This window comes from Delftia sp. JD2 (assembly GCF_001682645.1).
In the GTDB taxonomy this organism is placed as follows: Bacteria; Pseudomonadota; Gammaproteobacteria; order Burkholderiales; family Burkholderiaceae_C; genus Comamonas; species Comamonas acidovorans.
The window spans coordinates 1-22,142 of the sequence record NZ_LFJT01000076.1; the positions used below are offsets into that span (position 1 = coordinate 1).

Below are 22,142 nucleotides of genomic sequence, written 5' to 3' on the forward strand. Positions count from 1 at the left end.
CCCGCCGTGTCGGGCACGTCGATCACCAGCGGCCCGGCGCCCAGGTCTAGCCAGGCGTTGGTGTAGAGCGTGTCGTTGTTGGGCGTGACCACGCGGCTGGTGCCGGCGCGCAGCAGCTGGCGCGCATGCACGAACTGGTTGCACCAGCGCAGCGGTGCGGGCGCGGCCTCGCCCGCCGCATTGCGCCGGGGCGAGGTGGCCGCGCGCATGCGGCGCATCTCGTACAGCGGGCAGGTGTGGATGACGGCCTCCTCGGCCAGGGTGCTCAGGTCCATGGCGTGTCTCATGCGGCCACGGGCTGCAGGGGCGGAACAGGCCATTGGTGCGCGCCTGCCTGCGGGTGGTACATGCGCAGGATGAGGTAGAAGCGCCCGTGCGGCGTGGGCAGCCAGTTGGCGGCGCCCTGTGCCGGCCGGGCATGGCCCAGGTCGATCTGCAGGCTGCCGTCGGCCTCGCGCAGCAAGCCCGGCGTGCGGTCCCCTATGGAGTGGCGGCCGATCTCGTTGCCGTAGAGAAAGCGGTCGGCGTCATACAGGGTGACCGACCAGAAGGCATCGGCCGGTGGCATGTCGGCGGCATTGAAGCGCAGCACATAGCGCTGGCTGCCGTCCAGCGGCTGCAGGCCTGCGTCGTGGTGGGCGGCGGCGTAGATGGCCTCGCTGGTGGCCAGCGCGCCCAGGCCCAGGTAGGCGGTGCGTGCGCGGCCCAGGTACTCGCTGCCGTAGCGGCCGGTGGACGGCGTCATGGTCCAGGGCCGGGGCCGGCGGTTGCGCCCCATGGCGGCCACGGTGCGCACGCCGTCGGCAAAGCCCTCGGTCAGGCCTTCGCGCACGGGCTCCTCCAGTTGCTCCCACGCCATGTGGGCGCTGGCCACCAGGCCGACCTGGCCGAACCAGGCCAGCAGCCCCTGGTCCTCCTTGCGGCCAGGCGCCTCGGCCAGCGCATGGCAGAGGTTGGCAAAAAATCGCGGCGCAACCTCGGCCGCAGGCTCCTGGTTCTCGAAGGCGGCCGCCATGGCGTCCACGGGCGGGCCGACCCAGTTCGCGACGGCGGCCGGGCGGCCTCCTTTCGGCGTGCCCGGCGCGGGCTCCAGCCGGATGTCGGCCTGCAGCGCGCGGGCTGCAGGCCAGTCGGGCGCATCGCCCACCACGGTGCGGCCGATCAGCCAGACCAGGTTGCTGGGGCAGTGCACCAGACGGTGGCCGGCCAGGTGTTCCGGCACCTGGCCGCCCGGCCCGACCAGGACCACGGTCTCGCCTTCGGGCGCGCAGTTGCGCGGGCCCAGGTTCTCGAAATTCTCGGTATAGGCGTCGTACAGGGCCAGCACGAAATAGCGGCCTGGATGTGCGGCGCTGGAGGGCACGGTCAGCAGGCGCGGGCCGTCGGCCAGGTGGATCCAGGCCAGCGAGTACAGCAGGTCGTTGGCGGGCGTGACCACGTCGCGGTCCTCATGGGTGGAGGGGCGCTGGCTGTGGTGCAGCGTGTCGAAGTCGCCGCGCATGTCCAAGCCCAAACCGGTGGCACGTGCGGCGCCGGCATCGGTCTGCAGGCGGCAGGTGCGGTAGGTCTCTATCAGCGGATAGCCGTAGACAAAGGCGGCCAGGCCGATGGAGCGCGCCAGGGCGCGGCGGACTTCGGGCAGGGAGGGAGGGGTCGGGTTCATGTCCATTGTTTTCTTCAGGGGATGAGGGGGTCAGTCGAGGGTCACGCCCGTGGAGCGCGCCAGGTCCAGCGCCACGGGCAAGAAGGCGGCGTAGGCGGCGCTGGCCTCGGCCGGGCTGTTGCCCTGGGCCTCCAGGCCCAGCGCCTCGACACGCTGGCGCACCTGGGGCTCGCGCATCACGGCGGCGACCTCGCGGCCCAGGCGTTCGACGATGGCATCGGGCGTGCGCGCGGGCGCCATCAGCGAGATCGATCCCGTGATGGCATACACGGGCTCGCGGTAGCCCTGCTCGGCAAAGGTGGGCACATCGGGCAGGGCCTTGCTGCGGCGCGGTCCGGCCACGGCCAGGGCGCGCAGCTTGCCGGCGTCGATGAAGGGCTTGAGCGTGGCGGCCGAGCCCAGCGTCATCTGGATCACGCCGCTGATCAGGTCGATGGACATGGGCCCCTCGCCCTTGTAGGCCACGTGCAGCGACTGCAGGCCGTAGGCCTTGTCCATGAAGACCTGGACCTGGTGCGGCTGCGTGCCCGCCCCCCAGGAACCCATGGCGTACTTGCCCGGCGACTGGCGCACGGCCTCGACCAGGCCCTTGAAGTCCTTGGCCGGCACGGCCGGGTTGACGGCCATCACCATGGAGGGCGAGACCACGTCCGAGACCATGCGCAGCTCGGTGCGCGGGTCGTAGGGCAGCTTCTTGTAGAGCACCAGGTTGGCCGTGATGGGCCCGGGCACGGTCAGCAGCAGGGTGTGGCCGTCGGGCACGCTCTTGGCCACATGCTCGGTGCCGATGATGCCGCCCGCGCCGCTGCGGTTGTCCACCACCACGGGCTGGCCCAGGCGCTTGGCCAGGCCCTCGGCCAGGATGCGCGCCACGGTGTCGGTGGAGCCGCCGGCCTGGTATTGCACGACGATGCGCACGGGCCGGGCAGGATAGCCGTCCTGGGCCAGCGCGGCGCTGCAGGCCAGGGCAAGGCAGGTCAGTGCGGCGGTGCGCAGCAGGGGTGTGTTCATGGTGGCCTCCGGGTGGGAGATGGAATGGGCATTTGCTTTCATGCGGCCTCCCTGCCGATGACCAGCGCATCGACGGCCACGCAGCCGCCGTCCTCGCGCGGGCGGGCGATCAGGGGGTTGATCTCGGCGCTTTCCAGCGTGGCGCCCGCGCGCTGCGCAAAGCCGGCCAGGGCGCACAGCGTGTCGGCAATGCTGTCCAGGTCCACGCGGGGGCGGCCGCGCGCGCCGTCCAGCACGGCGAAGGCCCGCAGCTCGCGCACCATGGCCAGCGCGTCGTCGCGCGTGATGGGCAGCAGGCGCAGCGAGACATCGCGCAGGATCTCGGCATGGATGCCGCCCAGCCCGAACATCAGCACCGGGCCGAATACCGGGTCGCGGTGCACGCCGGCGATGCACTCCACGCCGCCCTGCACCATGGGCGCGGCCAGCGCGCCGTCGATCAGGGCATCGGGCCGGGCCTGGCGCGCGTTGGCCAGGATGCGGTCGAAGGCGGCCTGGGCGTCGGCCGCATCCGCCAGGTTCAATGCCACGCCTCCCACGTCGGACTTGTGAGCGATGGCATCGCTGCAGACCTTGAGCGCAATGCGTCCGCCCATCTCCTGCGCGGCCTGCACGGCCTGCGCTGCCTCGGCCGCCGTGCGCACCAGCCGGTGCGGCACCACGGGCACGCCGGCCTCGGCCAGCAGGGCCATGCTGCGTTGCTCCGACAGCGTGCCCGCCGGCAGGTGCAGTGCGCTGCCTGCATCGGCCATCGCGGGCAGCGCCTGCGGTGTTTCATGCAGGCGGGCCAGCGCGCCAATGCAGCGTATGGCCGCGCCCGGGTCGGCAAACACCAGGCAGCCCAGCGCCTCCAGCGCATCGCGGCGCTCGGGCGGGCACAGCGTGCTGACGGCCAGCAGGATGTCGGGATGGTGGGTGCGCAGCGTCTGCACCAGGCTTTGCAGCACGGGCCAGAAGGCGTCGGACAGGCCGCCTGCCGCGAAGAATCCCAGCCAGCTGTCGAACTGCCGGTCGGCCAGCATCAGGCGGGCGCTGCGCTCCAGCAGCGTCATGTCGTTGGTGACCTGGCCCGTGATGTCCACGGGGTTGCGCGGCGCGGAAAACGGTACCCATTCGCGCAGCTGGCGCTGGGCCGCATCGGACAGCGGTGCCACGTCCAAGCCGGCTGCGCTGGCGTCGTCGGCCATCATGGCGCCCACGCCGCCCGAGACCGTGAACAGTCCGATGGACCGCCCCTTGGGGGCCCGGGCGATGGAGGCACTGGCCGCCAGCGCGAAGAAGTCGGTGATGGAATGCGCGCGCAGCACGCCGTAGCGGCGGAACACCGCGTCATAGACGGCATCGTTGCCCGCCAGCGAGGCCGTGTGCGATGCGGCGGCGGCCGCGCCCAGGGCGCTGGTGCCCACCTTGCACATGACCACGGGCTTGCCGCGCTCCTGCGCCAGGGCCAGGGCCGCGCGCAGCCGGGGGCCGTCGCGGCAGCCTTCCATGTAGGCCATGATCACGTCGGTCTCGGGGTCCTGGGCCAGCCAGGCCAGGCCATCGGCCAGCTGCACATCGGCCTCGTTGCCCGTGGTGGCCCACAGCGACAGGCCCAGCCCGCGCTCGCGCGCCAGGCTGTAGGCATAGGCACCGAAGGCGCCCGACTGGCTGACCATGCCGATGCGCCCGGGCCGCACCAGGCCGCCGCCCGGCGCGGGCGAGAACGTGGCGTACACCTGGTGGCCGGGGCGCATGAAGCCCAGGCAGTTCGGGCCGATGAGGCGTATGCCCGCCTCCTGCGCGCGCCGCGCCAGCGCCTGCTGGGCGGCCGTGCCTTCGGAGCCGGTCTCGGCATAGCCCGAGGAAAACAGCACCATGGACTGCACGCGCGCGGCGGCCGCATCCTCCAGCACGCCGGCCACCTGCGACTGCGGCACGGCGACGATGGCCAGGTCCACCGGCGCGCCGATGGCGGCCAGCCGCTCGTGCGCGGGCAGGCCCTGCACGCGGCTGGCGCGCGGGTTCACCGCATACAGCGCGCCGCCGTAGCCGAAGCGCAGCAGGTAGTCCAGCGGAATGCCGCCGATCTTGCTGGCCTGGTCCGAGGCGCCGACCACGGCGATGGAGCGCGGCGCGAACAGCGCGTCGAGCCGGGAAGTGTCGAAGCAATGGCTGTCGGTCATGGGTGTCCCTCAGAAGTTGTGGCGCACGCCCAGCGCCAGGGACCGCACGCCGTCGCCGCTGTTGGCGGCCACCGGCACGTTGGCAATGGCGGCCGAGGCATTGGCCGCGTTGCCCAGCTGCAGCCAGCGCGCGTAGAGCACGGTGCGCTTGCTCAGCGCGTAGTCGTAGCCCAGCGTCCAGGTGTTCTGGGCGCGGTCCGTGCCGCCCACCTCGCGCCGCGCCACCGAGACCAGCAGCTTGGAGCGCGCATCCACGCTCCAATCGGCGCCCAGCTGGGCCAGCTTCGCCTTGGGTGTGTCTGCACGGTCCACACGGTTGATGACGTAGTTGCCCGTCAGGCGCAGGCCGTCCAGGGCTTCCCAGCTGGCCGACAACGCCTGGTACTGGCTGGTGGCGGGCGCGGCCACGGGTGCGGCGGCGCTGCCTTCCACGGACTTCTGGAAACTGTAGGCCAGAAACCAGGGCTTCTGGTTCCAGCCCAGCGTGGCGCCGTAGAGGCGGCCGTTGCTGCTGTTCGGCGAAGCCACTTCGCCGAAGGAATAGGCCAGGTCCGCCAGCCAGGGCTGGCCTGTCGGCGTGCGGTAGCGCACCAGGTTGTTGGCCCGCGCCGCAAACGGCCGCAGGCCGGCCTGGGCATCGGTGGCCGACACCAGGTTCAGCGAGGAAAACAGCGCGTTCATGCCCAGCGGATCGGCCCGGAACAGCGCGCCGAACATGGGCGTGTACATGCGGCCCATCTCCACGGCGCCCCAGCCGCTGTTCAGCCCCACCCAGGCCTGGCGCGTGAAGGCCAGGCCCGGGCCGGGAATGGTGCCCAGGCCCGTATCCGGCGCCACGCCGGCCTCCAGCATGAACTGGGCGCGCAGGCCGCCGCCCAGGTCCTCGCTGCCGCGAAAGCCGATGCGCGATGCCGCGCTGCCCCCATCCTCCAGCCGGCTCAGGCGCGTGGCGCCCGACCTTGCGCTGTTGATGTGGACGTCGACGATGCCGAACATCTCCACGCTGCTCTGGGCCCACGCGGACGTGCCCAGGGCCGCCATGCCGCCGGCGGCCAGCCAATGCTTGTGCTTCACGAACTTGTCTCCTTGGTAGCGCCCCGGATGCTTTGCCCGGTGGCTTGCTTGCTACTATCCCGAGCGACAGGGGATGCACTCTGTCAAGCCATTGACAAATGGCGGTACATGGGCACCGGACTAACCCGGGGCCTTCGACATCGTGAGAGAACCATGCGCTCCAAGCCTGCTCCCGTGGCCGACCCTTCGGCGCTGATCCGCCGCGCCCTGGGCCTGTGCCGCATGCTGCGCAACTGGCCGCCCGAGGTGCTGGATGAGCTGACGGCGCTGTCCCGCCTGGGCCGCTACGAGCGCCACCAGCAGGTGCGCGCCGCCGACCCCAAGCGGCGCGAGGTGCTGGTGGTGGCTTCGGGCTGCGTGGAAGTGGGCGGCGTGGACGCCACGGGCTCGCGCTTCGTGCTGTCCATGCACAGCGCGGGCGACATCGTCGGCCTGGCGCGGCTGCTGGAGCACACGCAATTCGTCTACGACTACCACGCGCACCAGCCCACGGTGCTGGTGGAGATTCCCGGCGAGTCCTTCCTGGCCCTGCTCGATGCCCATCCGCCGCTGTGGAAGGACATCTGCCTGCTGGTGCTGGCGCGCATGCACGAGCTGATCGTCGTCCAGCAGCGCCACGCCTTCAGCAACATCGACAACCGCGTGGCCGAGCTGCTGGCGCGGCTGGCCCCCACGCATGGCCAGCCCGCGCCCGACGGGAAGGGCGTGGTGCTGCGCATCTCGCAGAGCGACCTGGCCGCCATGCTGTCGGTCTCGCGCCAGACCATCAACAAGGAGCTGCGCCTGCTGGAGCAGCGCGGCCTGCTGCAGGCCGCCTATGGCCGGCTGACCATCGTCGACCTGGCGGGCCTGCTGCGCCTGGCCGATGCGGGCGCGAGGGCGGGGCCCTAGCCCCGGTCCGCTGGAATCAGTCCTCGTCCAGAGGCGAGGCATCCTCGCCGAACAGGGCCTGGCCGTCGGCGCGCAGCAGCTCCAGCATGTGCCGGGCGGCGGGCGACAGATAGCCGTCGCGCCGGCAGGTCACGCCCAGGTGGCGGCGCAGCGTGGTGGCCGGCAGGCGCACTTCCCTGAGCGTGCGGCTGCGCTCCAGCCGCAGCGTGTGGCGCGAGACGAAGGTCAGCAGATCGGTCTTGGCCACCATGCGCGGCAGCAGCGGGATGGAGCCCGCCTCCACCTGCACCGTGGGCGCCGGCATGCCGCGCGAGGTGAAGGCCTGGTCCAGCCATTGCCGGCTGGGAATGTTGGCGCTGGGCAGGGCCCAGGGATGGCGCAGCAGCGCGGCCATGGTGATGCGCTGGCGCTCGAAGACGGGATGGTCCTGGCGCGCCGCGACCACCACCACGTCCTCGGCAATCGGGTGGGAGACCAGCTCGGGATCGCCCTCGGCCGTGAGGCCGATCAGCAGGTCCAGCTGGCCCTCGCGCAGGCGGTCGCGCAGTTCCCAGCTGGGACCGATCACGATGCTGATGGTGATGCGCCGCCCGTCGGCCAGGGCCTTGCTGCACAGCTCGGGCAGCAGGTGGTCGGCGGCCACCGGCCCGCTGCCGATGCGCACATGGCCGGCATGGCCTTCGTTGAAGTCGCGCACCTCGCGCAGCGCCTCCTGGCTGGCATTGCGCAGCATGCGCGCGCGGGCCAGCAGCACATCGCCCAGCGGCGTGAGGCGTATGCCGCGCCCGGCACGCTCGAACAGCGCGCCGCCCACGGTCAGTTCCAGGCGCTGTATGCATTTGCTCAGCGCGGGCTGGGTGCGCCCCAGCTGTTCTGCGGCCCGGCCCAGGTGCCCGAGGTCGGCCACGATCTCGAAGAAGCGCAGGTCGCGCAGGTGCAGGTCCATCGATGAATAAAAGTGATGTTTGAATGAACATTATCGAATGGACGGAATGGGTGGCGCTCACAAGAATGCGGTGCATCGACAAAGCGAATTGCCCGTTTCCATGACCGCCACTACCCACCCGCCCACCGTTTTCGTGACCGCGCCACGCCTGGCGCCCGCCGGGCTGCAGCGCCTGCAGGCGGCGCACTGCCGCGTGCTGTACCTGCAAGACGGCGGCGGCGAGGCCGAGGTCGCCGCCGTGCTGGCACGCGAGAGCGTCGATGCCGTGATCTCGCGCACGGCCACGCTGTCGGCCGCTGCCATCGCGGCCTGTCCCACGCTCAAGGTCATCTCCAAGCACGGCGTGGGCGTGAGCAATATCGATGTGGCCGCGGCCAGCCAGCGGGGCATTCCGGTCTATGTGACGCCGGGCGCCAATGCCCAGTCCGTGGCCGAGATGACGCTGGGCCTGATGTTCGCGGCCGCCCGCCGCATCGCCTGGATGGATGCCGAGCTGCGCGCCGGCCGCTGGTCCCGCGCCCAGGACGGCCTGGAGCTGAGCGGCCGCACCCTGGGCCTGCTGGGCTTTGGCCAGGTGGGCCAGCGCGTGGCGCGCGTGGCGCTGGCGCTGGGCATGCAGGTGGTGGCCTTCGATCCTGCATTCGATCCGGCCTGCGCCCCAGGGCCCGGCACCGTGGCGGGCGTGCGCATGCTGGGCTCGGTGGACGAGCTGCTGCCCCTGTCCGATGTGCTCAGCCTGCACGTGCCCCTGAATGCCCGCACGCGCCATCTGCTCGATGCCGGCCGCATCGCCCAGCTGCCGCGCGGCGCCCTGCTGGTCAACACCGCGCGGGGCGAGGTGGTGGACGAGGCGGCGCTGATCGACGCCCTGCGCAGCGGCCGCCTGGCCGCCGCCGGTCTGGACACCATGGCCGAGGAGCCCCTGCCTGTAGGCCACGCCCTGGCCGCGCTGGACAACGTGGTGCTGACGCCCCATGTGGGCGGCTCCACGCCCGCTGCGCTGGAGGCCATGGCCGGCATGGCCGCCGCCAATGTGCTGGGCTGGCTGCAGGGCAGCCCCGCCGATCCGTCCTACTGCGTGAACCCCGAGGTTCTGCGCTGAGCTGTTTTTTCCCGGAGATTTGCCATGACCACCCCATCCAGCCAATGGCCTGCGGGCTACCGCATCCATCCGCGCGCCGAAGGCCCCGAGGCCGGCGTCGTCCAGGCCTTCAAGGCCATTCCCGTGGCCGCCATCGGCGACGCCATGAGCCGCAATGTCGGCGCCATCGGCCTGCGCCAGTACCACGCGCGGCTGGAGGCCGTTCTCTGCGGCCCCGCCGTCACCGTGCGCGTGCGGCCCGGCGACAACCTCATGATCCACAAGGCGCTGATGATGGTGCAGCCCGGCGACGTGCTGGTCATCGACGGCGGGGGCGATGTCTCGCAGGCCCTGGTCGGCGGCCTGATGCGCACCACCTGCCTGGCGCGCGGCCTGGGCGGCCTGGTCATCGACGGTGCCATCCGCGACCTGTGCGAATGGGCGCAGGACGGCATGCCCATCTTTGCGCGCGGCCACACGCACCGCGGGCCCAGCAAGGACGGCCCGGGCGAGATCAATGTGCCCGTGGCCTGCGCCGGCCTGGCCGTGCTGCCCGGCGACCTGATCGTGGGCGATGCCGACGGCGTGATCGCCGTGCCCGCGGCCGAGGCCGCCGAGGTGCTGCGCCGCAGCCAGGCCCACCTGGCCCGCGAGGCCGTCATCCGCGAGACCAACCGCAGCGGCACGGCCGACCCCGAGCGCTTCGACGCCGTGCTGCGCGCCAAGGGCCTGCCGGTCTAGCGTCCCGCGCGCAGGCTGCGCCCGACTTTTTCCCGCCGTAACGATTCCAAGGAGACAAACAATGACAATGCGCAGACGGCATCTTCTGGGCGGCGCTGCCGCCGCCCTGGCCACGGCCTTCCCTGCACTGGCGCTGGCCCAGGGCGAATGGCCGCAGCGGCCCGTGCGCCTGGTCGTGCCGTTTCCGCCCGGCGGCGGCACGGATGCCACCTCGCGCCTGGTGGCCGACCGGCTCAACATCGCCATGGGCTGGACCATGGTCATAGACAACAAGCCCGGCGCGGGCGGCAACATCGGCCTGGATGCCGTGGCCAAGGCCGCGCCGGACGGCTACACCATCGGCATGGGGCAGGCCGCCAACCTGGCCATCAATCCCAGCCTCTACGCCAAGATGCCCTTCGATGCGCTCAAGGACTTCACGCCCATCGCCAGCGTGGCCCTGCAGCCCGTGGTGCTGACCGTGCGGCGCGACTCGCCCTTCAAGAACCTGCAGGACTTCATCAAGGCGGCCAAGGCCAGGCCCGGCACCTACGGCATCGCCCAGGCCGGCAATGGCACGGTAGGCCACCTGGCCGGGGAAATGCTGGCACGCCGCGCGGGCATCGAGGTGCTGCAGGTGCCCTACAAGGGCGCCAATACCGCGCTCACCGACCTGATGGGCGGGCAGGTGGACCTGTACTTCGGCAACACGGTGTCGGTGATGTCGCAACTGGCCACGGGCAAGATCCGTGCGCTGGCCGTCACCTCGGCCCAGCGCGTGCCGTCCCTGCCCGACGTGCCCACGGTGGCCGAGCAGGGCTATCCGGGCTTCGAGGCCTCCACCTGGCTGGGCCTGGTGGGGCCGGCCAATCTGCCCGCCCCCATCGCCGAGCGCATTGCCGACGCGACCATGAAGCTGCTGGCCACCAAGGAGGTCAAAGAGAAGCTGGCCCAGGAAGGCAGCATGGCCACGCCCGCCAATGGCGCGCAGTTCGGCGAGTGGATTCGCAGCGAGCACGCCAAATGGGGCAAGCTGATCCGCGAGGGCAAGTTCCAGATCAACTGACCATGGCAGCCCCAATCGAGGTCGACCGGCTCGACACCCCCAGTTCCTCCGCACCCCTACCCGCTCTCTTGGGTGCGGGCCAGGCCTCCTCCACGCCGCGCAGGCTCAGGCGCATCCTGTCGCTCGATGATTTCGAGCGGGCGGCGCGCCACCACCTGCCTGCGCCGATCTTCGCCTACGTCAGCGGCGGCTGCGAGACCGACAAATCCCTGCGCGCCAACCGCGAGGCCTTCGATGCCCACCGCTGGGTGACGCGCGTGCTCACCGACACTTCGCGGCGCACGCTGGCCACGCCGCTGCTGGGCCAGACCTGGGCTGCGCCCTTCGGCATCGCGCCCATGGGCATCAGCGCGCTGTCGGCCTACCGGGGCGACCTGGTGCAGACGCGCGCGGCGGCGGCCGCCCGCATCCCGGCCATCCTGAGCGGCACCTCGCTGACCCGCATGGAGGAGGTGGTCCAGGCCAATCCCCAGGCCTGGTTCCAGGCCTATGTGCCCGGCGAGACCGAACGCATCGTGCAGTTGCTGGGGCGCGTGGAGGCCGCAGGCTTCGCCACCCTGGTCGTCACCGTGGATACGCCCGTGTCGGGCAACCGCGAGAACAACATCCGCGCGGGCTTCTCGACGCCGCTGCGGCCCGGCCTGCGCCTGGCCTGGGAGGGCATCACCCATCCGCGCTGGCTGCTGGGCACGGCGCTGCGCACCCTGGTGCGGCATGGCATGCCGCACTTCGAGAACTCGCAGGCCGCGCGCGGCGCGCCCATTCTCTCGTCCACCGTCACGCGCGACTTCGGCGCGCGCGACCACCTGAGCTGGGAACACCTGGCCCTGATACGCCGGCGCTGGAAGGGCCGCCTCGTGGTCAAGGGCATCCTCAGCCCGCAGGACGCGCTGGCCGCGCGCGATGCCGGGGCCGACGCCATCATCCTGTCCAACCACGGCGGCCGCCAGCTCGATGGCGCGGTCTCGCCCCTGCACATGCTGCCCCTGGTGGTGGGTGCGCTGGGGCCGGACTACCCGGTGATGATCGACAGCGGCTTTCGCAGGGGCAACGACGTGCTGGTGGCGCTGGCCCTGGGCGCGCACTTCGTCTTCGTGGGCCGGCCCTTCAACTATGCGGGCGCCGTGGGCGGCGAGGACGGCGTGCTGCACGCCATCGCCATCCTGGCGGCCGAGATGCGGCGCAACATGGCCCTGATCGGCGTGCAAGGCCTGCAGCAGCTGGGGCCGCAGCACCTGCGACCGCGTTAGCCACGCGCCAGTCCCGAGGGTGGCGTGCCCCGCAATTGGCCCGCGGTTTCGCAGCGATGGGAAAATGGCGGAATGACCGCCTCCACCAACACCCTCACGATCACCCGTCCCGATGACTGGCACCTGCACGTGCGCGATGGCGAAGCCATGCGCAGCGTGGTGCCGCATACGGCCGCGCAGTTTGCGCGCGCCATCATCATGCCCAACCTCAAGCCGCCGGTGACCACCGCCGAGCAGGCGCTGGAGTACAAGCAGCGCATCCTCTCGGCCGTGCCCGAGGGCATGGCCTTCGAGCCGCTGATGACGCTGTACCTCACCGACAACCTGCCGCCCGAGGAAATCGTGCGCGCCAAGGCGGCCGGCGTCGTGGCCTGCAAGCTCTACCCGGCTGGCGCCACCACCAACAGCGACCACGGCGTCACCGACCTGCGCAAGATCTACCCCACTTTGGAAGCCATGCAGCGCGAAGGCCTGCTGCTGCTGGTGCACGGCGAAGTCACCAGCAGCGACATCGACCTGTTCGACCGCGAAGCCGCCTTCATCGACCAGCACCTGATCCCGCTGCGCCGCGACTTCCCCGAACTCAAGATCGTCTTCGAACACATCACCACGCGCGAAGCCGCCCAGTACGTGACCGAGGCCGACCGCTTCGTGGGCGCCACCATCACGCCCCAGCATCTGCTGTTCAACCGCAATGCCATCTTCACGGGCGGCATCCGTCCCCACTACTACTGCCTGCCCGTGCTCAAGCGCGAGACGCACCGCCTGGCCCTGGTGGAGGCGGCCACCAGCGGCCTGCCCAAGTTCTTCCTGGGCACGGACAGCGCGCCGCACGCGGCCCATCTCAAGGAACACGCCACCGGCTGCGCGGGCTGCTACAGCGCCCATGCCGCCATCGAGATGTATGCCGAGGCCTTCGACAATGCCGGCGCGCTGGACAAGCTCGAAGCCTTCGCCAGCTTCAACGGCCCGGACTTCTACAGCCTGCCGCGCAACACCGGCAAGATCACCCTGGTGCGCGAAAGCTGGACGCCGCCGGACAGCTTCGCCTTCGGCGAGGCGCAACTGAAGCCGCTGCGCTCGGGCGAAGCCCTGCCCTGGAAGCTGGTTTAAGCTGGCGGGACTGCCACCCGCCAGAGGATTGCCATGCCTGAGCCGCAACCGCGCATCGCCCTGCTGATCGACGCCGACAACGCGCCGGCCGAGATGATCGACGAGATCCTGACCGAGCTGTCGACCTTCGGCGTCATCGACATCCGCCGCGCCTACGGCAACTGGACCAAGCATTCGCTCAGCGGCTGGCAGCGCAAGCTGCTCGATTTCGCACTGCGGCCCATGCAGCAGTTCGACTACTCCAAGCACAAGAACGCCACCGACATGGCGATGACCGTGGACGCCATGGAGCTGCTCTACACCGAGCGGCCCGACGCCTTCGGCATCGTCTCCTCCGACGCCGACTTCACCCCGCTGGTCATGCACCTGCGCTCCAAGGGCGCGGCCGTCTACGGCTTCGGCATGGCGCAGACGCCCCAGCCCTTCGTCAATGCCTGCTCGCGCTTCCTGTACCTGGAAGCGCTGGGCGAGGCGGCGCCAGCCAACGGCAATGGCCAGGACGCCGCGCATGAGGCAGGCCAGGCGGCGGTGCCGCCCGTGGCTGCATCGGCCGCCGCCGCGCCCCAGCCGCCCAACGGTGCCGGCAAGGAACGCGCGCCGGCCCAGGCCGAGCAGGCACCTGCCTCCTTGTCCGCTCCCGAGCCGCAGCGCCCCTGCCTGCGCGTTCCTTCGCAGGAGCTGCGCCAGGACACGCGCCTGCTGGCCATGCTGCGCAGCGCCGTCAACGCCACGCAGGACGAAAGCGGCTGGGCCCATGTGGGCGCCGTGGGCGCGCAGATCGGCAACAAGGCCTCGTTCGATGCGCGCAACTACGGCTACGCCACGCTCACCAAGCTGCTGGCGGCCACGCAGGCGTTCGAGATGCGCGACGAAGGCACCTCGCGCGTGGCCGTGCGCGACAAGCGCCTGGCCAAGGCCCAGTCCAGGCCCTCCGGCAATTGACGTTCCCCATCGACTGGAATGCGCCCTGGCTGCAGGGGCTGCAAACGCAGGGCAGGGCGGCCTGCCTGCAGGTGGCGCAGGGCCGGCCGGTCTGGCAGGCCTTGCAGTCACTGGCCGACGCACAGGCGCTGCCCTGGCGCTTTGTGCCCCAGCACGATCTGCCCGAAGGCAAGGCCTACGAGCAATTCATCTTCGAGATGCGCTGCATCCCCACGCGCGACAACCTGCATGACTTCCTCAACGGCCTGATCTGGCTGCGCTGGCCCGCGCTCAAGCAGCGCTGCAATGCCCTGCAGGCCCGCGCCATTGCCCAGGCGGGCGTGGGCGCGCAGCGCGGGCCGCTGCGCGATGCCGTCACCGTGCTGGACGAGAACGGCGCCCTGCTGCTGGCGCCGGCCGCGCTGTGCGAGGCGCTGAGGCACCGGCGCTGGCAGCAGCTCTTCGTGGAGCGACGCGCGCTGTGGCGCCAGGCCAGGCTGCTGCCCATAGGCCATGCGCTGCTGGAAAAGCTGGTGCAGCCGCGCAAGCCCATCACGGCCCATGTGCTGTGCGTGCACACGGATGGTGCAGGCGCCACGGCAGGCCCCGCCACGTCGGACATCGACGCCTGGCTGGCCGGCAGCATCTGGCTGGAGGCCGACACCCTGGCGTGCAAGCCTTTTGCACCCTTGCCCGTGCTGGGCGTGCCCGGCTGGTGCCACGAGAACGAGAACTTTTCCTTCTATGATGACTCTCTCGTGTTCCGGGCGCCCCGTTCCGCACAAGCATCACAACAAGGAATGGCAACGGCGCAGGACCCGGCTTGAAAACAGCCGGTGGGGCCCTCACTTTTCAACGCTGCAGGGCCCAGATCCTTCCCCCTTTCCCCACTTTGTGGAGAACCCACTGATGAAACGCATCGCACTTTTTCTTTTGACCAACGTCGCCGTCGTGGTGGTGCTGGGCATCGTCGCCAGCCTGCTGGGCGTCAACCGCTTCCTGACTTCCAATGGCCTGAACCTCGGGGCCCTGCTGGGCTTCGCCTTCATCATGGGCTTTGGCGGCGCCATCATCTCGCTGCTGATCTCCAAGCCGCTGGCCAAGTGGAGCTCGGGCGTGCACGTGATCAACGAGCCGCGCAACGCCGATGAGGCCTGGATCGTCAACACCGTGCGCGGCTTCGCCGACCGTGCCGGCATCGGCATGCCCGAAGTCGGCATCTACGAGGGCGAGCCCAATGCCTTCGCCACCGGCGCCTTCAAGAACTCGGCCCTGGTGGCCGTGTCCACGGGCCTGCTGGAAGGCATGACGCGCGAAGAGGTGGAGGCCGTGATCGGCCACGAGGTCGCCCACATCGCCAATGGCGACATGGTGACCATGACCCTGATCCAGGGCGTGATGAACACCTTCGTGGTCTTCCTGTCGCGCGTCATCGGCTATGCCGTGGACAGCTTCCTGCGCAAGAACGACGAAAGCAGCTCGGGCCCCGGCATCGGCTACTACGTGACCACCATCGTGCTGGACATCGTGCTGGGCTTCCTGGCCGCCATCATCGTGGCCTGGTTCTCGCGCCAGCGCGAATTCCGCGCCGATGCGGGCGCCGCCCAGCTCATGGGCCGCAAGCAGCCGATGATGAACGCCCTGGCCCGCCTGGGCGGCATGCACCCCGGCGAGCTGCCCAAGAGCGTGGCCGCCATGGGCATTGCCGGCGGCATCGGCAAGCTGTTCTCGACCCACCCGCCGATCGAAGAGCGCATTGCCGCGCTGCAAAACGCGCAGAACCTCTGAGCGACCGATCCCGCCGCTACCTTTGGCGGCGGATCTTTACTCAGGCTTCACAAGCCCCTGTCAACAACCGGCAGGGGCTTTTTCGTTGTATCTGCATGGCCGCCCAAAGCGCGGCCAGGAGTGCATCGTGAAGTCTGTATCGATTCAAACGCCGGGCCGTCGCCTGGTTCCGGCCCTGGTTCTGGCTGCCGCCACCGTGGCATTGACCGGCTGCGTGGTGGCGCCTGCCTATCCCGTAGGTCCTTCGGGCGAGGTGGTCTATGCGCCCATGGCGCCGCCGCCGCTGCAGACCGAGGTCATTCCGGTCGCTCCCTCGCCGGTCCATGTCTGGATCGGCGGCTCCTGGGGCTGGGGTGGCGGCCGCTATGCCTGGCGCCCCGGCTACTGGGCCGCGCCGCCACACCCCGGCTATGGCTGGCGCCCGCACGGCTGGGACCATGGCCCGCGTGGCTGGTACCAGCGCCCGGGCGGCTGGTACCGCCGCTGATTCAGGTGGCGGCAGCGTCGCCGCTGCCGCTGCCACCCTGGCCAGCCTTGGCCAGCAGGAAGTCGATGCAGGTGCGCACGGCCCGCGTCTGATGACGGTCGGGCAGGTACAGCAGGTACATGTGGGTGCCGAAGATGCTCAGGCGGTACTCCTGCAGGGTCAGCACCACCTCGCCGCTGGCCACCTTGTCCTGCACCACGTAGTCGGGCACCAGGCCCACGCCCAGGCCCGCCAGAATGCCCTGGCGCAGGAACGGGAAGTGCTCGGAGATCATGGTCGGCGCCAGCAGCACCTCCTGGCGGTCCGTTCCCTGGTAGGCCGACAGGCGCAGCTGGCGGCCCATCACGCCGGCCGTGATCAGCGGGCTGTTGCGCAGCTCGTACAGCGTGGCGGGCAGGCCGTGCTGCTGCGCATACTCGCGTGAGGCGCAGGCCACGTAGTGCACATTGCCCAGGCTGCGCGCAATCACCGACAGCGGCGGCTCCTGGATCACGCGGATGGCGATGTCCACCTCGTCGCGCAAATGGTCGGCCCGGTTCTCGAACAGCACATCCAGCACGATGCCCGGATACAGCCGCTTGAACTCGATCAGCCAGTCGCTCATCACGATCTGCCCATAGCCGCTGGGCACGCTCAGCCCCACGCGGCCCGCCATCCCCTGGCCCAGCGACGTGATCGTCTCGCGCGCCGACATCATCTCGTTCTGGATCGCGCGGCCATGCTCGTACATCCGCATCCCCACCTCGGTCGGCTCCACGCGCCGCGTGGTGCGCCGCACCAGCTGCACCCCCACCGATTTTTCCAGCTGCGTCAGGTGATAGCTCACATTGGCCCGCGTCATCTTCAGCTTGCGCGCCGCCTGGCTCAGATTGCCGCTATCGATGATTTCCACCAGCAGGGTCAGCGAGTTCAGATCCATGGATATGTCCAGATACTTTGCTTCGCCCACAGCCTATGAAATGGGCGGGGCTCCAAAACCAGGGACACCGAGCAAGGGCCTACGCCGGCCGTGCCGCCCTGCAGCGATGGTCTCGTCCCCCTCCTCGCGCAGCGAATAGAGGGGGGAAGGCGCGCAAGCGCCTCAATGTCAAAGATTTTTTTACAGTCTGTCAATGATTCATGGGATTGTAAAGAACCATTGTCGTGGCAAGAATGGATGTTTTGAGTGGAAAACCCAAGTTCGGAGACATACAGATGAGCGAACAAGCCCAGGCTTCCGTGGTCCAGACCCGCCTTGATGGTGCCGTGCTGGTGGTCAGCATCAACAACCCCCCCGTGAATGCCCTGGGCCAGGCCGTGCGCGCCGGCCTGCTGGCTGCCGTGGAGCAGGCCGAATCGGATGCCGCCGTCAAGGCCGTGCTCATCGTGGGTGAGGGCAAGGCCTTCATCGCCGGAGCAGACATCCGCGAATTCGGCAAGCCCGCCATGCCACCCTCGCTGCCCGAGGTGCTCAATCGTCTCGAAGCCTCCGACAAGATCGTGGTCGCCGCCATCCATGGCCCGGCCCTGGGCGGCGGCCTGGAAGTGGCCATGTCGGCCCACTACCGCCTGGCTTTGCCGGCTGCCAAGCTCGGCCTGCCCGAAGTCAACCTGGGCCTGCTGCCCGGCGCTGGCGGCACGCAGCGCGCACCGCGCCTGATGGGCGTGAAGGCGGCCGCCGACCTCATGCTCAGCGGCAAGCACCTGTCGGCCAAGGCCGCGCTGGCTGCCGGCCTGGTGGACAAGCTGGTGGACGGCACCGACGCCACGGCCGCAGGCCTGGCCTACGCCAACGAGCTGCTGGCATCCAATACCGCGCCGCGCCGCACGCGTGACATCCAGATTGCCGACAAGGCCGCCGCCCTGGCCGAACTCGACGCGCTGGCCGCCGACACCGCCAAGAAGAGCCGCGGCCTGTTCTCGCCGCTGAAGATCGTGGAATGCGTGCGCGCCGCCGTGGAGCTGCCCTTCGACGAAGGCATCGCCAAGGAGCGTGCCCTGTTCGTGGAGTGCCTGAACAGCCCGCAGCGCGCCGGCCTGATCCACGCCTTCTTCGCCGAGCGCGAAACCGCCAAGATTCCCGAAGCCAAGGCCGCTGCGCCGCGCCACTTTGCCAAGATCGCCGTCATCGGCGGCGGCACCATGGGCGCCGGCATCACGGTGTCCGCGCTGGACGCGGGCCTCACGGTAACCATGATCGAGCGCGACGCCGACTCCATCGCGCGCGGCCAGGCCAATGTGGAGAAGGTCTACAACGGCCTGATCGCCAAGGGCCGCATGACCGAGGAGGCCAAGGCCGCCGTCATGGCGCGCTACACGCCCAGCACCTCCTATGACGACATCAAGGATGTGGACCTGGTGATCGAGGCCGTGTTCGAGGACCTCGAAGTCAAGAAGGCCGTGTTCAAGGAACTGGACCGCGTCTGCAAGCCCGGCGCCGTGCTGGCCACCAACACCTCCTACCTGGACATCGACGCCATTGCCGCCGCCACCTCGCGCCCGCAGGACGTGATCGGCCTGCACTTCTTCAGCCCCGCCAACATCATGAAGCTGCTGGAGATCGTGGTGCCCGCCAAGGTGGCGCCCGACGTGGTGACCACGGCCTTCGAGCTGGCCAAGCGCATGAAGAAGGTGCCCGTGCGCGCCGGCGTCTGCGACGGCTTCATCGGCAACCGCATCCTGGCCGTCTACAAGCAGGCGGCCGACTACATCATGGAAGACGGCGCCAGCCCCTACGAGATCGACGAGGCCGTGCGCGGCTTCGGCTACCCGATGGGCCCGTTCCAGGTCACCGACCTGGCCGGCGGCGACATCGGCTGGGCCACGCGCAAGCGGCGTGCTGCCACGCGCGATCCCAAGGCCCGATACGTCGAAGTGGCCGACCGCGTCTGCGAGCGCGGCTGGTTCGGCCAGAAGACGGGCCGTGGCTTCTACCTCTACCCGCAGGGCGCACGCGTCGGCCAGCCCGACCCCGAAGTGCTGGCCATCGTCGATGCCGAGCGCGCCAAGAAGGGCGTGACGCCGCGCAAGTTCACCCCTGAGGAAATCATGCGCCGCTACATGGCCGCCATGGTCAACGAAGGCGCCAAGGTGGTGGAGGAGGGCATTGCCCTGCGCCCGCTGGATGTGGACGTGACCTTCCTGTCCGGCTACGGCTTCCCGCGCTTTCGTGGCGGCCCCATGAAGTGGGCCGACATGCAAGGTCTGGACAAGGTGCTGGCCGACATCCGCGAATTCGCCAAGGAAGACGCGCTGTTCTGGAAGCCCGCTCCCCTGCTCGAAAAGCTGGTCGCCGAAGGCCGCGATTTCGAAAGCCTGAACAAGGCAGCGTAAGCCGCCCCCGCGTTTCCCCGCCATGCCCTTGACCCGCTCCGTCCAATGCAGAGCGGGCAGGGCCGTGCACAACCACAACAATTTTCCAGAGACAAGCAAGGACCGACCATGCGCGAAGCCGTCATCGTTTCCACTGCCCGCACGCCCCTGACCAAGTCGCACCGCGGCGAGTTCAACGTCACGCCCGCCGCCCAGCTGGCGGCCTTCTCGGTCAAGGCCGCGGTCGAGCGCTCGGGCATCGACCCGGCCATGATCGAGGACCTGATCCTGGGCTGCGGCAACCCCGACGGCTTCCAGGGCCGCAACCTGGGCCGCCAGACCGTGCTGCGTGCCGAGCTGCCCCTGTCCATCGCGGGCACGACCATCACGCGCTTTTGCGCCTCGGGCCTGCAGTCCATCGCCATCGCGGCGGGCCGCATCGTGGCCGAGGGCGTGGACGCCATGCTGGCCGGCGGCATCGAGACCATCTCGGGCATCCGCCCCGGCAACAACCTGCCCACCGACATGGACCCCTGGCTGGTCGAGCACAAGCCCGCGCTGTACATGGCCATGATCGACACGGCCGACATCGTGGCGCGCCGCTACGGCATCAGCCGCGAGGACCAGGACGCCTTCTCGCTGCAAAGCCAGCAGCGCACGGCCGCCGCCCAGGCCGCCGACCTGTTCAAGGACGAAATCATTGCCTGCGCCACGCGCATGGCCGAGAAGAACAAGGACACGGGCGAGATCACCTACCGCGACGTGGTCGCCACCAAGGACAACTGCAACCGCGCCTCCACCACGTTGGAAGGCCTGGCCAAGCTGGAACCCGTCAAGGGCCCGGACCAGTTCATCACGGCCGGCAATGCCTCGCAGCTGTCCGATGGATCGTCGGCCTGCGTGCTGATGGAGGCCAAGCAGGCCGAGCGCCTGGGCCTGTCCCCGCTGGGTGCCTTCCGCGGCTTTGCCGTGGCCGGCTGCGAGCCTGACGAAATGGGCATCGGCCCCGTCTTCGCGGTCCCCAAGCTGCTGGCGCGCCACGGCCTCAAGGTCGAGGACATCGACCTGTGGGAACTCAACGAGGCTTTCGCCTCCCAGGCTCTGTACTGCCAGCGCAAGCTGGGCATTCCCAACGAGCGCCTGAACGTCAACGGCGGCGCCATCTCCATCGGCCACCCCTTCGGCATGACGGGTGCGCGCCTGGCGGGCCACATCCTGCTGGAAGGCCGGCGCCGCAAGGCCAAGTGGGGCGTGGTCACCATGTGCATCGCAGGTGGCATGGGCGCCGCAGGCCTGTTCGAAATTTATTGAATAAGCACCCCCTGAGCGGCTGGCGCCGCTTCCCCCTCTCTCGCTTCGCGGGAGGGGAACGACGCCCTTGCTGCGGGGCGGCCCTTGCTCGGCGTCCCTCGCTTAGGGCACGCCAATTTCAGGGCTGCAAACGGCTTACAACGCCACGGATTACTGGGGAATAGCAATGGATTTGCAATTTACGACTGAAGAACTGGCCTTCCGCGACGAGGTTCGCGGCTTCCTCAAGGACAAGCTGCCCGAGGACCTGTCGCACAAGGTCAAGAATGGCCTGCAGCTGAGCAAGCAGGACATGGAGCGCTGGCACGCCATCCTCAACGAGCGCGGCTGGCTGGCCAACCACTGGCCCGAGCAGCACGGCGGCCCGGGCTGGAGCGCGGTGCAGAAATTCATCTTCGAGCATGAATGCGCACTGGCGGGCACGCCGCGCATCGTGCCCTTCGGGCTGAGCATGCTGGGCCCCGTCCTGATCAAGTACGGCAACGAGGTGCAGAAGGCCCACTGGCTGCCGCGCATCCTCAATGGCGCCGACTGGTGGTGCCAGGGCTATTCGGAGCCGGGTTCGGGCTCGGACCTGGCCTCGGTCAAGACGTCGGCCGTGCGCGATGGAGATCACTACATCGTCAACGGCCAGAAGACCTGGACCACGCTGGGCCAGCACGCCAACATGATCTTCTGCCTGGTGCGCACCAACCGCGAGGCCAAGGCGCAGCAGGGCATCAGCTTCCTGCTGGTGGACATGAACTCGCCCGGCGTGGAAGTGCGCCCCATCATCACGCTGGACGGCGAGCACGAGGTCAACGAAGTCTTCTTCACCGACGTCAGGGTGCCCGTGGAGAACCTGGTCGGCGAGGAGAACAAGGGCTGGACCTACGCCAAGTACCTGCTGACCTACGAGCGCACCAACATCGCTGGCGTGGGCTTCTCGGTGGCCGGCCTGGAAAAGCTCAAGGCCGTCGCCGGCCGCATGCTGCGCAATGGCAAGCCGCTGACGCAGGACCCGCTGTTTGCGGCCCGCCTGGCCAAGGTCGAGATCGACCTGGAGAACATGAAGACCACCAACCTGCGCGTGATCGCCGCCGTGGCCGGCGGCGGCGTGCCGGGCGCCGAAAGCTCCATGCTCAAGATCCGCGGCACCGAGATCCGCCAGGAAATCCTGTCCCTGGTGCGCCGCGCCATGGGACCCTACGCCGCGCCCTTCATCGAAGAGGCCCTGCAGGCCGGCTACGACCAGCCTGCCATCGGCGACGCGGCTGCCGCCACGGCCGCCGCCGCGTACTTCAACTACCGCAAGCTGTCGATCTTCGGCGGCTCCAACGAAATCCAGAAGAACATCATCTCCAAGATGATCCTCGGCCTGTGAT

20 protein-coding genes are annotated in these 22,142 nt (G+C 69.6%); 13 read left to right on the forward strand and 7 right to left on the reverse strand.

Translation table 11 applies throughout. The annotated features are described in order from the left end of the window. The 5 genes from ACM14_RS26940 to ACM14_RS26960 all read right to left on the reverse strand — a co-directional run. A partial coding sequence (locus ACM14_RS26940; protein ID WP_139093509.1) for a DUF1254 domain-containing protein occupies positions 1 to 275 on the reverse strand: 275 nt, incomplete at its 3' end. Between the two features lie 8 nt (positions 276 to 283). Next, a complete protein-coding gene (locus tag ACM14_RS26945) occupies positions 284 to 1,669 on the reverse strand; it encodes a DUF1254 domain-containing protein (protein ID WP_065347859.1) in 1,386 nt (461 codons plus the stop codon). Between the two features lie 24 nt (positions 1,670 to 1,693). After that, complete coding sequence (locus ACM14_RS26950; protein ID WP_016450287.1) at positions 1,694 to 2,716, reverse strand: tripartite tricarboxylate transporter substrate binding protein; 1,023 nt, start codon at positions 2,714 to 2,716, stop codon at positions 1,694 to 1,696. Next, positions 2,713 to 4,839, reverse strand: a complete 2,127-nt coding sequence (locus tag ACM14_RS26955) for an acetate--CoA ligase family protein (RefSeq protein ID WP_065347860.1) — start codon at positions 4,837 to 4,839, stop codon at positions 2,713 to 2,715. Before ACM14_RS26955 ends, ACM14_RS26950 begins: the two co-directional genes overlap by 4 nt. A 9-nt stretch (positions 4,840 to 4,848) precedes the next feature. After that, entirely contained in the window at positions 4,849 to 5,913 is a 1,065-nt protein-coding gene (locus ACM14_RS26960) for a porin (RefSeq protein ID WP_065347861.1), read from the reverse strand. 153 nt (positions 5,914 to 6,066) lie between these two features. Between ACM14_RS26960 and ACM14_RS26965 the strand changes: the two genes are divergently transcribed. After that, the gene (locus ACM14_RS26965; RefSeq protein ID WP_065347862.1) at positions 6,067 to 6,804 is read left to right on the forward strand and encodes a Crp/Fnr family transcriptional regulator; all 738 of its coding nucleotides are present in this window, start codon (positions 6,067 to 6,069) and stop codon (positions 6,802 to 6,804) included. 16 nt (positions 6,805 to 6,820) lie between these two features. On the opposite strand, the gene ACM14_RS26970 is transcribed toward ACM14_RS26965, so the two are convergent. Further along, on the reverse strand, positions 6,821 to 7,750 hold the full coding sequence (locus tag ACM14_RS26970; protein WP_013804160.1) for a LysR family transcriptional regulator: 930 nt from the start codon (positions 7,748 to 7,750) through the stop codon (positions 6,821 to 6,823). A gap of 100 nt (positions 7,751 to 7,850) precedes the next feature. Between ACM14_RS26970 and ACM14_RS26975 the strand changes: the two genes are divergently transcribed. The 9 genes from ACM14_RS26975 (at position 7,851) to ACM14_RS27015 (ending at position 16,176) form a co-directional block, all read left to right on the forward strand. Then, a complete protein-coding gene (locus ACM14_RS26975) occupies positions 7,851 to 8,852 on the forward strand; it encodes a hydroxyacid dehydrogenase (protein WP_065347863.1) in 1,002 nt (333 codons plus the stop codon). 24 nt (positions 8,853 to 8,876) lie between these two features. Beyond that, positions 8,877 to 9,572 carry an RraA family protein gene (locus ACM14_RS26980; RefSeq protein ID WP_043819965.1) on the forward strand — a complete coding sequence of 232 codons (696 nt, stop codon included), beginning with the start codon at positions 8,877 to 8,879 and terminating at the stop codon, positions 9,570 to 9,572. 61 nt (positions 9,573 to 9,633) lie between these two features. Next, positions 9,634 to 10,617 (forward strand): tripartite tricarboxylate transporter substrate binding protein, encoded by a 984-nt coding sequence (locus tag ACM14_RS26985; protein WP_065347864.1) that lies wholly within the window; start codon positions 9,634 to 9,636, stop codon positions 10,615 to 10,617. Between the two features lie 2 nt (positions 10,618 to 10,619). Further along, positions 10,620 to 11,867, forward strand: a complete 1,248-nt coding sequence (locus ACM14_RS26990) for an alpha-hydroxy acid oxidase (RefSeq protein WP_084027456.1) — start codon at positions 10,620 to 10,622, stop codon at positions 11,865 to 11,867. Positions 11,868 to 11,939: 72 nt separating this feature from the next. After that, entirely contained in the window at positions 11,940 to 12,980 is a 1,041-nt protein-coding gene (gene pyrC, locus ACM14_RS26995; RefSeq protein WP_012203315.1) for a dihydroorotase, read from the forward strand. A gap of 33 nt (positions 12,981 to 13,013) precedes the next feature. Continuing rightward, a complete protein-coding gene (locus ACM14_RS27000; protein ID WP_065347866.1) occupies positions 13,014 to 13,922 on the forward strand; it encodes an NYN domain-containing protein in 909 nt (302 codons plus the stop codon). After that, the gene (locus tag ACM14_RS27005) at positions 13,919 to 14,728 is read left to right on the forward strand and encodes a DUF3025 domain-containing protein (protein WP_065347867.1); all 810 of its coding nucleotides are present in this window, start codon (positions 13,919 to 13,921) and stop codon (positions 14,726 to 14,728) included. Before ACM14_RS27000 ends, ACM14_RS27005 begins: the two co-directional genes overlap by 4 nt. 82 nt (positions 14,729 to 14,810) lie before the next feature. Then, positions 14,811 to 15,689, forward strand: coding sequence for a protease HtpX (gene htpX, locus ACM14_RS27010; RefSeq protein ID WP_013804154.1), 879 nt, complete (start codon positions 14,811 to 14,813; stop codon positions 15,687 to 15,689). A 127-nt stretch (positions 15,690 to 15,816) separates the two neighbouring features. Then, a complete protein-coding gene (locus tag ACM14_RS27015; RefSeq protein ID WP_034398157.1) occupies positions 15,817 to 16,176 on the forward strand; it encodes a YXWGXW repeat-containing protein in 360 nt (119 codons plus the stop codon). A gap of 1 nt (position 16,177) precedes the next feature. Here the strand turns inward: ACM14_RS27015 and ACM14_RS27020 are convergent, their stop codons facing one another. After that, entirely contained in the window at positions 16,178 to 17,095 is a 918-nt protein-coding gene (locus ACM14_RS27020; protein ID WP_065347868.1) for a LysR family transcriptional regulator, read from the reverse strand. 275 nt (positions 17,096 to 17,370) lie between these two features. Here ACM14_RS27020 and ACM14_RS27025 point away from each other — a divergent pair, with 275 nt between their 5' ends. From ACM14_RS27025 to ACM14_RS27035, 3 genes are all read left to right on the forward strand, one after another. Then, positions 17,371 to 19,488 (forward strand): 3-hydroxyacyl-CoA dehydrogenase NAD-binding domain-containing protein, encoded by a 2,118-nt coding sequence (locus tag ACM14_RS27025; protein WP_065347869.1) that lies wholly within the window; start codon positions 17,371 to 17,373, stop codon positions 19,486 to 19,488. 108 nt (positions 19,489 to 19,596) lie between these two features. Continuing rightward, entirely contained in the window at positions 19,597 to 20,778 is a 1,182-nt protein-coding gene (locus ACM14_RS27030) for an acetyl-CoA C-acyltransferase (RefSeq protein ID WP_043819975.1), read from the forward strand. A 166-nt stretch (positions 20,779 to 20,944) separates the two neighbouring features. After that, positions 20,945 to 22,141 (forward strand): acyl-CoA dehydrogenase family protein, encoded by a 1,197-nt coding sequence (locus tag ACM14_RS27035; RefSeq protein ID WP_065347870.1) that lies wholly within the window; start codon positions 20,945 to 20,947, stop codon positions 22,139 to 22,141. The last annotated feature ends 1 nt before the right edge of the window (position 22,142 follow it).